The 12,872-nt window shown below is 76.7% G+C and carries 13 protein-coding genes; 10 read left to right on the top strand and 3 right to left on the bottom strand.

Going from position 1 to position 12,872, the window contains the following annotated elements; all coding sequences use genetic code 11:
* Positions 1-19 precede the first annotated feature (19 nt).
* Entirely contained in the window at positions 20-961 is a 942-nt protein-coding gene (locus BM165_RS06340; protein ID WP_075012720.1) for a DUF5926 family protein, read from the bottom strand.
* 56 nt (positions 962-1,017) lie between these two features.
* Here BM165_RS06340 and BM165_RS06335 point away from each other — a divergent pair, with 56 nt between their 5' ends.
* From BM165_RS06335 to BM165_RS06315, 5 genes are all read left to right on the top strand, one after another.
* On the top strand, positions 1,018-2,229 hold the full coding sequence (locus BM165_RS06335) for a cytochrome P450 (protein ID WP_075012719.1): 1,212 nt from the start codon (positions 1,018-1,020) through the stop codon (positions 2,227-2,229).
* Positions 2,226-2,888 (top strand): DNA alkylation repair protein, encoded by a 663-nt coding sequence (locus BM165_RS06330; protein ID WP_075012718.1) that lies wholly within the window; start codon positions 2,226-2,228, stop codon positions 2,886-2,888. Before BM165_RS06335 ends, BM165_RS06330 begins: the two co-directional genes overlap by 4 nt.
* A 57-nt stretch (positions 2,889-2,945) precedes the next feature.
* Positions 2,946-4,259, top strand: coding sequence for a sigma factor-like helix-turn-helix DNA-binding protein (locus BM165_RS06325; protein WP_075012717.1), 1,314 nt, complete (start codon positions 2,946-2,948; stop codon positions 4,257-4,259).
* Positions 4,260-4,310: 51 nt separating this feature from the next.
* Positions 4,311-5,927, top strand: coding sequence for a long-chain fatty acid--CoA ligase (locus BM165_RS06320; RefSeq protein ID WP_075012716.1), 1,617 nt, complete (start codon positions 4,311-4,313; stop codon positions 5,925-5,927).
* Between the two features lie 146 nt (positions 5,928-6,073).
* Positions 6,074-7,249: a glycoside hydrolase family 6 protein gene (locus tag BM165_RS06315; protein WP_208976669.1), complete on the top strand. Its 1,176-nt coding sequence runs from the start codon at positions 6,074-6,076 to the stop codon at positions 7,247-7,249.
* A gap of 4 nt (positions 7,250-7,253) precedes the next feature.
* Here the strand turns inward: BM165_RS06315 and BM165_RS06310 are convergent, their stop codons facing one another.
* Entirely contained in the window at positions 7,254-7,583 is a 330-nt protein-coding gene (locus tag BM165_RS06310) for a rhodanese-like domain-containing protein (protein WP_244274129.1), read from the bottom strand.
* A gap of 67 nt (positions 7,584-7,650) precedes the next feature.
* Between BM165_RS06310 and BM165_RS06305 the strand changes: the two genes are divergently transcribed.
* Both BM165_RS06305 and BM165_RS06300 read left to right on the top strand, forming a co-directional pair.
* The gene (locus BM165_RS06305; protein ID WP_075012714.1) at positions 7,651-8,166 is read left to right on the top strand and encodes a PH domain-containing protein; all 516 of its coding nucleotides are present in this window, start codon (positions 7,651-7,653) and stop codon (positions 8,164-8,166) included.
* The gene (locus BM165_RS06300; protein ID WP_083427120.1) at positions 8,163-9,710 is read left to right on the top strand and encodes a PH domain-containing protein; all 1,548 of its coding nucleotides are present in this window, start codon (positions 8,163-8,165) and stop codon (positions 9,708-9,710) included. The genes BM165_RS06305 and BM165_RS06300 overlap by 4 nt, the downstream gene beginning before the upstream one ends.
* A 123-nt stretch (positions 9,711-9,833) precedes the next feature.
* Here BM165_RS06300 and BM165_RS06295 read toward each other — a convergent pair whose 3' ends face one another.
* Positions 9,834-10,487 carry a response regulator gene (locus tag BM165_RS06295; protein WP_083427165.1) on the bottom strand — a complete coding sequence of 218 codons (654 nt, stop codon included), beginning with the start codon at positions 10,485-10,487 and terminating at the stop codon, positions 9,834-9,836.
* A 100-nt stretch (positions 10,488-10,587) separates the two neighbouring features.
* Here BM165_RS06295 and BM165_RS06290 point away from each other — a divergent pair, with 100 nt between their 5' ends.
* The 3 genes from BM165_RS06290 (at position 10,588) to BM165_RS06280 (ending at position 12,683) form a co-directional block, all read left to right on the top strand.
* Entirely contained in the window at positions 10,588-11,328 is a 741-nt protein-coding gene (locus BM165_RS06290) for a sensor histidine kinase (RefSeq protein ID WP_075012713.1), read from the top strand.
* Positions 11,329-11,440: 112 nt separating this feature from the next.
* On the top strand, positions 11,441-12,301 hold the full coding sequence (locus tag BM165_RS06285) for a manganese catalase (RefSeq protein ID WP_075012712.1): 861 nt from the start codon (positions 11,441-11,443) through the stop codon (positions 12,299-12,301).
* Positions 12,302-12,416: 115 nt separating this feature from the next.
* Complete coding sequence (locus BM165_RS06280) at positions 12,417-12,683, top strand: hypothetical protein (protein ID WP_075012711.1); 267 nt, start codon at positions 12,417-12,419, stop codon at positions 12,681-12,683.
* Positions 12,684-12,872: the final 189 nt, after the last annotated feature.

Raw genomic sequence — 12,872 nt, 5'->3', positions numbered from 1 at the left:
CCGGGACCGGCTCGGCGGGTCAGCGCAGCGTGACCTGCCGGGAGAGCAGGCCGGCGCGGGCGCGGCGCTCGTCGGCGGTCAGCGGGCCGGTCGAGGCCAGCGCCTCCTCCAGCCGGGTGCCGAACTCCGCCGCCGGGCCGCTCCACTCCTGTGCCGGGGTGTCGGCGGGCAGGTCCCACACCGGCACGACCAGCCCGTGCGCCCGGAAGGCGCCCGCGTACCGGGTGCCCTCGCCCAGCAGCAGCTGCTCTGCGGCCGAGAGCCGGGCCAGCGCGTCGAGCAGCGGCTCCTCCGCCTCGGGCCGCACCCAGCGCAGGTGGGCGCGCTCGTGGCCGGGCCGCACCCAGTAGGCCGCGCCCAGGCCCTCGAGCCGCTCGGTGGGCAGCACCGCCTCGTTGGCCCGCTCCAGGCCGGCGCGGGCGGCGGCGCCGGCGTCGGTGCCCTCCAGCCAGAAGCCGAAGTCCTCGTGCACGGTCACCTCGAGCGGCGCGTCGAGGTCGAGCAGCTCCTGCAGGCGGGGGCCGGCCGAACCGGCGGCGCCGATGGGACCCGGGTCGACCGGCGCACCCTTCGGGGCCTCCAGGGCGGCGGCCAGCGCGGTGCCGATGTCGCGGCTGACGTCGTCGGAGGAGGCCGGGAGCTGGACGCCCAGCAGGATCTCGCCGCTGGTGCGCACCAGCGCCGGCGCCCCGCCGGGCAGCACGCTGGCCAGGGTGACGTCGCGGCCGTCGGTGGTCCTCAGCGGCGCGGTGGCGGCGGGCACCAGCTCGCGCAGCGCCACCCAGTCCGGCTCACCGGGCAGGCCCTCGAAGGGGCGGGTCACCGGCGGCGCGTAGCCCGAGCCGTGGCAGTGCTTGTACCGGCGGCCGGACCCGCACGGGCAGGGGGCCTTGGGGTTGGTCCCGCCCTCGGCGGACGCGGGTGCGGACGCGGGACGGCGGCGGGTCGCGGAACGGGCCATGGCGCCCAGCGTATGTGGGCCGGGACGGGGTCCCGCGCGGCATAGGCTCCCCGGCCGTGACCACCGCGGCGCCGCCGATCGACCTCACCGACCCCGCCGTCGTCGCCGATCCCTACCCGGCCTTCGCCGCCGCCCGCGCCGTCGCCCCGGTGCTGTGGCACGAGGGGCTGCAGCTGTGGTTGGCGTTCACCCACGCGGAGAGCAACGCCGTCCTGCGCGACCGGCGGCTGGGCCGCATCTGGCGCGACCGCACGCCCGAGGAGCGCTTCCCGTCCTTCAACCTGGTCCACCGCAACGCGATCCTGGAGATGGAGCCGCCCGAGCACACCCGGCTGCGCCGGCTGGTCAGCGCCGCCTTCGCCCGCGGCCACGTCGAGCGGCTGCGGCCGTGGGTGCAGCAGCTGGCCGACTCGATGGTCGACGGGCTGGTCGAGCGCTCCGGCGGCACGGCCGAGGTCGACGTCCTGTCCGGCATGGCCGAGGAACTGCCGGTCGCCGTCATCGCCGAGCTGCTCGGCGTCCCGGCGGCCGACCGGCCGCTGCTGCGGCCGTGGTCCAACGCGATTGTGAAGATGTACGAGTACGGCCGCACCGAGGCCGTCGAGGACGCCGCCGAGCGCGCCGCCGCGGAGTTCGTCGCCTACCTGCGCGAGCTGGCCGCCGAGCGGCGCCGCAGCCCCGGCGAGGACCTGCTCACCCACCTGGTCACGGTGCGCGACTCCGACGGCGACCGGCTGACCGAGGACGAGCTGGTCACCACCTGCGTCCTGCTGCTCAACGCCGGCCACGAGGCGACGGTCAACGTGAGCGGCAACGGCCTGCTGGCGCTGCTCGAGCACCGCGACCAGCTGGTGCGGCTGCGCGCCGACCCCGCGCTCCTGCCGACGGCGATCGAGGAGCTCATGCGCTTCGACTCGCCGCTGCAGCTGTTCGAGCGCACCGCCACCGAGGACGTCGAGGTCGGCGGCGTGACGGTCCGCGAGGGGCAGAAGGTCGCCGCACTGCTCGGCGCGGCCAACCGCGACCCCGCCGTCTTCGCCGACCCCGACACCCTCGACGTCGGCCGCACCGACAACCCGCACGTCTCCTTCGGCGCCGGGGTGCACTTCTGCATCGGGGCACCGCTGGCCCGCGTGGAGCTGCAGGCCTCCTTCGGCGCGCTGCTCGGCCGCACGGCCGACCTGCAGCTGGCCCGCCCGGCGCGGCGGCGGCCGGAGTTCGTCATCCGGGGTCTGGCCGAGCTGCCCGTCGTCCTGACCGCGCGGTGACCGCCGCCGCCGACGTCCTCGGCCGGCTGCGCGGGCTGGCCGACCCGGCGCGGCTGGCCGGGATGGCGCGCGTCGGCGCCGGCGGCGCGGACACCCTGGGCGTCACGGTCGCCGAGCTGCGCACGCTGGCCCGCGAGCTGGGCCGCGACCACGAGCTGGCCGCGGGGCTGTGGGCCTCCGGCGTCCACGAGGCCCGCATCCTGGCCAGCATGGTCGAGGACCCGGCCGCGGTGGACGAGGAGCAGCTCGACGCGTGGGCCGCCGGGCTCGACTCGTGGGACGTCTGCGACCAGGTCTGCCAGAACCTGGTCCGGCACACCCCCCACGCCTGGTCGCGGGCGCCGGCGTGGAGCGCGCGGCCGGAGCCGTTCGTCAAGCGGGCCGGGTTCGCCGTCATGGCGGGGCTCGCCGTGGCGGACGGGCGGTCCGGCGACGAGCGGTTCGAGCCGTTCCTGCGCGCCGTCGCGGAGCACGCCGACGACGACCGGCCGGTCGTGCGCAAGGGCGCGAGCTGGGCGCTGCGGCAGATCGGCAAGCGCAGCCCCGGCCTGCGGGAGCGCGCGGTCGGGGTGGCGCAGGAGCTGCGGTCGGGCGGGCGCGGCGCGCGCTGGGTGGCCACCGACGTCCTCCGGGAGCTGCAGCGGCGCGCTCCCCGCTGACGCGGTCGCACACTGGGACCGGGCGGCCCCGCGGGAGGGTCCGGTGACGGAGGGCGGATGGGCACCGACCGCGACGACGGCTCCGGCGACCTGGTCCGCGCGGTCGCGCCCCGGTTGCTGCGCACCGCCGTCCTGCTCACCGGGGACCGGCGGACCGGCGAGGACCTGCTGGTGGCGGCCCTGGTCCGCGCCCGCGGCCGGTGGCGCGCGGTGCGGACGTCCGACGACCCGGTGGCGCTCGTGCGCGGGGTGCTTGTCGAGCGCCACCTGCGACGGCCGTTCCTCGGTGGCGAGCAGGTCCTCGAGAGCCTCCCGGACCCCGACGCGCCGACCGCCGCCCTGCGGGAGGCACTGCAGCGCCTGGACCCGGTGCCGCGCACCGCCCTCGTCCTGCGCCACCTCGACGGGCTGGACGAGCAGGAGGTCGCGCGGCTCCTGGACCGCTCCGTCGCCGCGGTCCGCGACGACCTCGCCGGGGCCCGGGCCGTCCTGCCGCCCGGCGAGGACGACGTCGGGGAGCAGCTGGCCGTCCTCGCCGACGAGCTGACCTGGCCCGACCCCACGGTGCCGCCCGAGGCGGTGGCCGACCGGCGCCGCCGGCAGCGGCGCACCCGGGGAGGGCTCGCCGTCGCGGCGGTCGCGCTCGCCGGGGTCCTCGCGGCAGGGGTCCCGGCCGCCTCCGCATGGCTGGGCCCGCCACCGGCCGAGCGGGCGGTCGAGGAGCCGGCCGACGAGACGGCTGTCCCGACCCTCTCGGCGGCCGAGGCGGAGGAGGCCCGGCAGGCCGCCCTCCCCCGGCTGCAGGCCGCCGTCGCCGGACTGGGCGAGCCGCTCGTCCTGACCTCCCCGGCCGAGTGGGACCAGTGGCTGCCCGAGGGCAGGCCGGCCCAGGGCGACACCGGGCAGGAGGACGAGTACACCTGCCCGCCGCTGGCGGAGCGGCTCAGCGCCGACCTCGGGATCCCGATGGGCTACTGGACCGGCGCCCTCCCCCGCGGCCCGGTCGGCTGCACCTGGGTGCCGGGACCTGTGCCGCTGTCGCAGGGTGGGCCCTACGACTACGCGCAGGTGGTGAGCGTCGGCTTCGTCGCCGGCGACGGGACCGCCGTCGAGGAGCTGCGGACCGTCCTGCTGCCCGGTGCCGGCCGCGGCCCGGTCCCCTGCCCCGCGGCCGACGTCCCCGGCGGCGGGGCGCTCATCAGCTGCACGGGTCCGACGGGCGGCTACGAGGCGCCGCTGGTGCTGGCCGTCCCCGACGCACGGGGAGCGGGTTCCTGGGTGCTGTCGGCGACGGTGCAGTGGGGAGCGGAGCGCTCGACGGCCGAGGTGCTGGCGGTGCTCGTCGAGGCCGTGCGGCCGTTCTACCGCTGACCGGACTCCCCGCCGCTGGAAGGTGAGCCCCGTCACTGGCACGATGCGGCCATGCGCGGGCTCATGCAGCACTTCCCCCTCACGGTCGACGCGATCTTCCGGCACGTCGAGCAGCACTACGGCGACGGGACGATCGCGACCAACAGCCCCACCGGGGTCACGAAGGTGACCTACGCGGAGTGGGCCGATCGCACCCGCCGCCTGGGCGGGGTCCTCGACACGCTGGGGATCAGCGCCGACGGCCGGGTGGGCACCTTCGGCTGGAACAGCCAGCGGCACCTCGAGCTGTACTTCGCCGCGCCGTCCACCGGCCGCGTCCTGCACACCCTCAACGTCCGGCTCTTCCCCGAGCAGCTGACCTACATCGCCAACCACGCCGAGGACGAGGTCGTCTTCGTCGACCGCTCGGTGCTGCCGCTGTTCTGGCCGCTCGTCGACACGATGAAGACCGTCCGGCACGTCGTCGTCATGGACGACGGCGGGGACAACGAGATCCCCGACGACCCGCGGGTGGCGGACTACGAGGCGCTGCTGGCCGAGGCCTCCCCGGTCGAGTTCCACGTCGAGGACGAGGACTCCGCCGCCTCGATGTGCTACACGTCCGGCACCACCGGCAACCCCAAGGGCGTCGTCTACTCGCACCGCTCGACGTTCCTGCACACCATGGGCGTGCTCATGCCCAACGCCTTCGGCCTGGGCATCCGCGACGTCGCCATGCCGGTCGTGCCGATGTTCCACGCCAACGCCTGGGGCATCGCGCAGGCCGCCCCGGCCGCCGGCGCCTCCCTGGTCATGCCCGGCCCGATGATGCAGCCCGAGGCGCTGGCCAAGCTCATCGTCGACGAGGGCGTCACGTTCACCGCCGGCGTCCCGACCATCTGGCAGGGCGTCCTCCCCCACCTGGCCGGCAAGCCGCACAAGCTGCGCGACATCGGCTGCGGCGGGTCGGCGGTGCCCAGGGCGCTGTCGGAGGCCTACCGCGAGCAGGTCGGCCTGCCGATCCTGCAGGCCTGGGGCATGACCGAGACCCACCCGGTCGCCTCGTCGGGCATCCTGCCGCCCCGCTTCGACGACCTCGACGACGAGGCCAAGGCCGCCCAGCGCGCCCGTGCCGGCATCCCGTTCCTCGGCGTCGAGGCGCGGATCGTCGACGCCGAGACCCTCGAGCCGCAGGCGTGGGACGACAAGGCCACCGGTGAGCTGCAGGTCCGCGGCCCGTGGTGCGCGCAGGACTACTACAACCCCGACGCCGGCGTCGAGCTGACCACCGAGGACGGCTGGATGCGCACCGGCGACGTCGCGGCCATGGACTCCTTCGGCTCGATCCGCATCGCCGACCGCACCAAGGACCTCATCAAGTCCGGCGGCGAGTGGATCAGCTCGGTCGACCTCGAGAACGCGATCATGAGCCACCCGGCGGTCAAGGAGGCGGCCGTCGTCGGCATCCCGCACCCGAAGTGGGACGAGCGGCCGCTGGCGTGCGTCGTCCTCAAGGAGGGCCAGACGGCGACCGAGCAGGAGATCCTCGACCACCTGCAGCCGCTGGTGGCCAAGTGGTGGATGCCCGACGCCGTCGAGTTCATCGACGAGGTGCCCAAGACCAGCGTCGGCAAGTTCTCCAAGAAGGACCTGCGCAGCCGCTTCGCGGAGTACCAGGCCAAGAGCTGACCGACGGCGCCCCGGCCCCGGCCCCGGCCCCGGCCCCGGCCCCGTCCGCGCACCGCGGGCGGGGCCGGGGCGCACGCCCGGGTCCCCTGCTGCACCTGTGACTCGCGCTCCCTCACGCCGGGGAGCCGGTCGCCTACGGTGCGCGCATGGACACGTCCCTGCCCGACCCCGCCGGGACCCCGCGCGGGCACCGGGCGGGCCGGCGCCGCCGCCGGCTGTGGACCGGGGGACTCGCCGCCGCGACGATCACCGCCGGCCTCGTCGCGCCCTGGCTGACCCCCGCCGGCACGTCCTCGGCCGCCCAGCCCGCCGCCGGCCCGGCCGCCGAGCAGGTTGCCCAGGGGCCCGCCGAGGAGGCCGAGGACACCCGCCGGGCGCCGGCCGCCGCCACACCGGCGCCCGTCCCGGCACCGGCCCCGACTCCCCCGGCGGTCACCTCCCCGGCCGTTGCCCCGTCGGCCGCTGGCTCGTCGGACAACCCGCTGGCCGGGATGACGTTCCACGGCCCGAACACCGGCGCCGCCCGGGCGGCGGCCCAGCCCGGCCGGACCCCGGCCGCGACCGCGGCCCTCGCCGCGCTGGCGCGCGTGCCGACGGCGACCTGGCTCGGCGCGTGGAGCGGCGACGTCACGGCCGTGGTGCGGCGTGAGGTCGCCGCCGCCCGGACCGCCGGCGCCGTCCCCGTCCTCGTCACCTACGACGTCCCGGGCCGCGACTGCGGCGGGTACTCCGCCGGCGGGGTGGACTCCCCCGCCGCCTACCTGGAGTGGGTGCGGGCGGTCGCGGCCGGCATCGGGACGGCGCAGGCGGTCGTGGTCGTCGAGCCCGACGCGCTGGCGCAGCTGTGCGGCGACCCGGCGGAGCGGACGGCGCTGCTGCGGTCGGCCGTCGGGCTGCTCGAGGCCAACCCCGGCACCGTCACCTACCTCGACGCCGGCAACCCCACCTGGATCGACGCCGCGACGATGGCGGAGCGGCTGCGCGCCGCCGGCGTCACCGCGGCCGACGGGTTCGCCCTCAACGTCTCCAACTTCGAGACCACCGCGGACAACGTGACCTACGGGCAGCGACTGTCGGTGCTGCTGGACGGCGCGCACTTCGTCGTCGACACCAGCCGCAACGGCAACGGGCCCGGCAGCGACTGGTGCAACCCCGCGGGCCGCGAGGTCGGCGAGCTGCCGACCACGCAGACCGGTCACGCCGGGGTCGACGCCTACCTGTGGGTCAAGCGGGTCGGTGAGTCCGACGGCACGTGCAACGGCGGCCCGCCGGCCGGCACCTTCTGGGACTCCTACGCCGTCGGGCTGGTGGACGGCGCCTGACGGGTCAGCGCACGAACGGCTGCTGCCCGGTCTCGCTCACCAGCGGCCGCCCGGCCGCCTCCCAGCCGCCCATCCCGTCGCCGACGTTCACCGCGTCGTAGCCGTTGAGGTTGAGCCAGGCGGCCACCCGTGCCGAGCGGCCACCGCTGCGGCAGACGACGTAGAGCGGGTCGGCCTCGGGGACCTCGTCGAGGCGGGCGGGCACGTCGCCCATCGGGATGTGCGTGGCGCCCTCGGCGTGGCCGGCCACCCACTCGCCGTCCTCGCGGACGTCGAGGAGGACGGCGTCCTCGGGGACCTCGGCGGCGGGGACGGTCGGGATCTGCTGCGGCATCACGCACCCCATCCTCCCAGGCCGGGGCACGGGCCGTCCCGCGCCCGGCCTGGGAGGATGGGCGGCGATGTCCGCTCCCCCCGCGCCCCCGGTCCACGAGCCGGCCTGGCAGCTGTCGCGCTCGGCGATCTGGCTGTGGGTGACCGAGGGCGTGATCGGCGTCCTCGTGTACGGGGTCGTCGTGGGCGTCGGGGTGCTCCTGGTGCCGGCGTCGGCGGGCGGGCCGGTGCCGGTGCTGCGCTGGCTGCTGCCGGTGCTGGTGGGCGTCTACGCCGTCGTGGCGATCGGCATCCGCCCGTGGGTCCGGTACCGCGTGCACCGCTGGGAGGTCACCGCCGAGACGGTGCACACCCTCACCGGCTGGCTGACCCGCACCTGGACCCTGGTGCCGGTCGCCCGGATCCAGACCGTCGACGTCACCCGCGGCGTGCTGCAGCAGCTGTACGGGCTGGCCAGCGTCGCGGTGCTCACCGCGTCGTCGCAGGGGACCGTCCGCGTGCCGCACCTGGAGCTCGCCGTCGCCGAACGGGTCGCCGAGGACCTCGCCCGACGGGCCGAGCAGGTCCGGGACGAGGCCACGTGAGCGAGCCGCACCCGGCGCCCCCGCCGCCCGTCCCGCAGCAGCTCGTCCCGGGCCCGCCGCCCCCGGACAGCGCGCCGGCCGGGGCCCGCCGCACCTCCCCGCTCGTGGTGCTGGTGCACACGGTCACGTTCAAGCAGGCCCGGCAGGTGGTGCCGGCGGCGATCCCCGTCGTCGCCGCGATCGGGATCGACGGGCCCGGCGTCATCGTGGCCATGGTGCTGGCGGTGACGGCGCTGTCGCTGCTGTTCGCCGGGCTGACGTGGTGGCGGACCACCTACGCCGACACCCCGTCGGCGGTGGTGGTCACCCGCGGGCTGCTCGCGCGGTCGGTGCGCACCGTGCCCAACGACCGCATCCGCGGCGTGGAGGTCGAGGCGCCGGCGCTGCACCGGCTCTTCGGGCTGGTCCGGGTGCGCATCGACGCCGCGGCGGGGACGGTGACCGGCGGCGACGAGGAGGTCGTCGTCGACGGCGTCCCGCGGTCCGAGGGCGACCGGCTGCGCGTCTCCGTGCTGACCCACCGCCGGACCGCCCGGCCGGTGGCGGCCGGCGGCGACCCGTCGGCGCTGCCGGAGGAGCCGCCGGAGCGGGAGCTGGCCCGCTTCGACCCGCGCTGGCTGCTCTACGCGCCGCTGGTCGCGGGCTACCTCGCGGTGCCGCTGGCCGCGGTCGGCGCGCTGTCGCGGCTGCTGCAGGAGCTCCCCCGCGACCTGCGGCCGGACTTCGACGGCCCCGACCTCACCGACGTCCGCGTCCTGGTCCTCACCGCCGTCGCCGGGCTGCTGCTGCTCGTCGTCGGCTCGGTGCTCGGGGCGGCGGTGGTCAACTGGGGGTTCCGGCTGGTGCGCCGGGGCGGGTCGCTGGTGGCCGTCCGCGGGCTGCTGACCCGCCGGCACACCGAGCTGGAGGTCGACCGGGTCCGCGGCGGCACCCTCGCCGAGGGACTGGGCATGCGGCTGGCCCGCGCCGCCCGGGTGAACGCCCTGGTCACCGGCCTCGGCGCGGCGAGCCGGCGCGGGCAGCTGTTCCCGCTGGGGCCGCGGGCGGAGGCCGTGCGGCTGCTCGGCGTGCTCGTCGACGACCCGGGCCCGCTGCGGCCCCACCCGCCGGCCGCGCGGCGGCGGGCGGTCGTGCGCGCCGTCGTCTCCGGCCTGCTGGTCGCCGCGGCGGGGGCGTGGCTGGCAGCGGGCACCGGCTCCTGGGCGCTGCTGGCCGCCGGGGTGGTCCTCACCGTGCTCGGCGTGCCGTTGGGGCTGGGCCGCTACGCCGCGCTGGGCCACACCGCGGGGCCGCGCTCGTTCAGCGTCCGCAGCGGCCTGCTGGTGCGCGAGCAGGCGGTGCTGCAGCGGCGGGCCGTCGTCGGCTGGCAGGTGAGCCAGACGTTCTTCCAGCGCCGCGCGGGCCTGGCCACGGTCGTCGCCTGCGTGGGCGCGGGCACCGGCGGCTACGCGGCGGTGGACATGGCCGCCGACGACGTCGCCGCCTTCACCGCCGCCGCCTCCGGGCCCTGGGCCACCGCTCCCGGCTCCCGCCCCGCGGGCTGACCTCTCGCGGTCGCTGGCCCGTCGGGGCCAGTTCACCGAGACGGGCGCGTGTCGATCACGGCCCCGGGTAGCCCGCGCGTGATGACGACCGCTCCGCGGCGCGTCCGCCGCTCAGCCCGCCGCTCAGCCGAGCCCGCCGGTCCCCCTGCCGAGACCGACGCGGCCGGCGAGCGCCGCCGCCTCGACACGGGTGGCCACGCCGAGGCTGCGCAGCAGGCTGGCGACCAGCCGTTTCGCGGTCCGCTCGGACACGTGCAGCGTGGTGGCGATGTCGACGGTGCTGGTGCCGTCGGCGACCAGCCGCCACAGCCGGCGCTCGTCGCTGGTCAGCCGGTCGGCGACGGTCTGCTCACCGGAGGGGGCGGCGTCGTCGAGCAGCTGGCGCAGCAGTGCCTCGGGGACGACCGACCAGCCGTCGAGCACCGCCAGCAGCGGCCGGACCAGGTGCTCGGGGTCGGCACTCTTGGGCAGGAACCCGGCCGCGCCCGCCCGCAGCGCCTCCAGGGCGGCGTCGGCCTCCGCCAGCCCGGACAGGGCCACCACCCGCACCATCGGGTCGGCGCGGCGGATCGCCGCGATCGCCCGCACACCGCCGGGCGGCGGCATGTGCAGGTCGACGACGGCGACGTCGGCGTGGTGCCGGCGCACCATCGCCGCGGCCGCGGACGCGTCGTCGGTGGTGGCCACGACGCGCACCCGCCCCTCGCTCACGCCGGGCAGCAGCAGCGACAGCCCCCGGCTGAACAACGGGTGGTCGTCGACGACCACCACGTCCACGTGGCTCTGACGCTCAGACCCGGCGTCGGTCGACCCCACGACCCTCCCGTCCGTCCCGCCGCGGCCCACCTCACCGGCCGCGAGCACTCCGGAGGTGCCCGTGACCCTCGCTCCCGACACGCCCCGTACCGCCCGGTCCGGTTCCGGACGCCTGCTCACCGACCTGGCGCGGGTGGTCCGCGACCACGTGGTCCGTGCCACCCGTGGCCCGGCCGAGGAGGCGCCCCCCTCGGCCGATAGCGCGCTGCTGCGCGCCATGTGCCACGACATGCGCAGCCCCCTCGCCTCGCTGGAGGCGCTGCTCGACGCGCTGGACCACACGCCCGCCGCGCCGTCGGAGGTCCTCCAGCTGGCCCGTGCCCAGACCGCGCACCTGTCCTCGATGCTGCGCACGGCCGACGCCAGTGGCGGGGCGACGCGGCGGACTCCCAGCGGCCGGCTGCTCGGCGACGTCGTCCGCGCGTCGATGGCCGCCTCGGGTCTGCCGGCCCGGCAGCTCTGCCTCGCCGTGCAGGACTGCGCCGTCGACGTGCGGGTCGGTGACGCCCGGGTGCAGCGGATCCTGACGAACCTGCTGGAGAACGCCCACCGGCACGGCGACGGCGCGACGGTGCTGCTCACCGTGGTCTGCCGCCGCGGGTGGGTGCGGCTGGCGCTCACCCAGGACGTCCTGCACCCGGAGCGCGTCGTGCAGTACCTGCGCCGGGACGCCCCGCCGGTCGACCTCACGGGCCTGGGCCTGTGGTCGGTGCAGCGGCACGCCCACGACCTGGGCGGCCGGGTCACCTGGGCGGTCACCGACGCGGGCCTGACGCTGTGCACGGAGCTCCCCGACCGCTGAGGAGGTTGGCACCACCGGGCCAGTGGACGGCACCGGTGGGCCACCGGGCGCGGGCAGATCCCCTGTGTCACCGCAGCAGCGGTGGTCGCGACGACGCAGTGAGGGAGCACCCGTGTTCACGCACACCCATGCCCTGCAGTACGAGGCCAAGCCCGACGGCCCCGACCCGGACTTCGCCCGCAAGATGCAGGAGATCCTCGGCGGTCAGTGGGGCGAGATGACCGTCGCCACCCAGTACCTGCTGCAGGGCTGGAACTGCCGGCTGCCCGGCAAGTACAAGGACATGCTCCTCTCGATCGGCACCGAGGAGCTGGCCCACGTCGAGATGATCATCACGATGATCGACCGGCTGCTCGACCACGCGCCGCTCAAGCCCGACGCCGCCGACCGCAGCAAGGAGGCCGCCGCCGGGTACGGGCAGCACAACCCGCAGCACCTCATCGTCAACGGGCAGGCCGCGTCCTACATGGACAGCATGGGCAACCCCTGGACCGGCGCCTACGTGACCGCCAGCGGCAACCTGATGGCCGACTTCTACTACAACGCCACCGCCGAGATGCAGGGCCGGCTGCAGGTGGCCCGGATCTACAACATGACCGACGACCCGGGCGTCAAGGACATGCTGCGGTTCCTCATCACCCGCGACCACATGCACCAGCAGCAGTGGCTGGCCGCCGTCGAGCAGCTCAAGGAGGACGGGCTCGAGGGCCTGCCGGTGCCCGAGGCGTTCCCGCTCGACGAGGAGATCGGCGACCTGGGCTACACCTTCATCCAGGCCTCCGACGGCCCCGAGGCCGCCAACGGCCGGTGGGCCTCCGGCCCGTCGATCGACGGCAAGGGCACGTTCCGCGCGGCCGCGATCGAGGCGACCGCCGACGCCCCGACCCTGCCCCCGGGCGACCCGCGGCTCTACAGCACCCCGCAGACCGAGGCCCACACGATGCTGCAGAAGGCCAAGGACCTGCTCAAGTGAGCCGCTGACCCCCGATCACCGCGCCGTCGCCGTGCCGGTGGCCGGGCTGTCCGCAGCCCGGCCGCCGGCCCGGCGGGCGCACACACCGCACATCCGGCAGTCCCGGAGGTCCCCCGTGCACCTGCCCGCCCCCGCCGTCCTGCTCACCGCGGTCTACGCCGCGGCACTCGCCGTCGCCGTCGCCACCACCGTCACCGCTCCCGGCCCGCAGACGCTGGCCGGCCTGGTGGTCCTCACCGCCCTGGTCGCCCGCTGGGCCGTGCGCCGCTCGCGCCGGACCGTCCCGACCACCGCGGCCGCCCTCACCGCCGTCGACGCCACGCTGTCCGACGCCGTCCTGCCCGACGCCGTCCTCCCCGAGGCCGCCCCGCGCGCCGCGTGACGCCGGTCCCGCCGGCCACGATCAGGGAACCTGATCGTCGGGCGTCCTCCCCCACCGCCGGACGTGCGGGAGGACGCCGTCCGGTGCGGGAGGACGCCCCCTCCCCGTCGTCTCCCGCTACCTGACAGCGCCAGGCGCGCGCCCCCGGCAGGGGACGCGCGCCTGGTGACGTGCCGGACCGGTCCGCTC

This window comes from Geodermatophilus obscurus, from assembly GCF_900115395.1.
Lineage (GTDB): Bacteria > Actinomycetota > Actinomycetes > Mycobacteriales > Geodermatophilaceae > Geodermatophilus > Geodermatophilus obscurus_B.
Note: the sequence above shows the minus strand (reverse complement) of the source record. Positions and strands in the feature narration are given on the sequence as shown.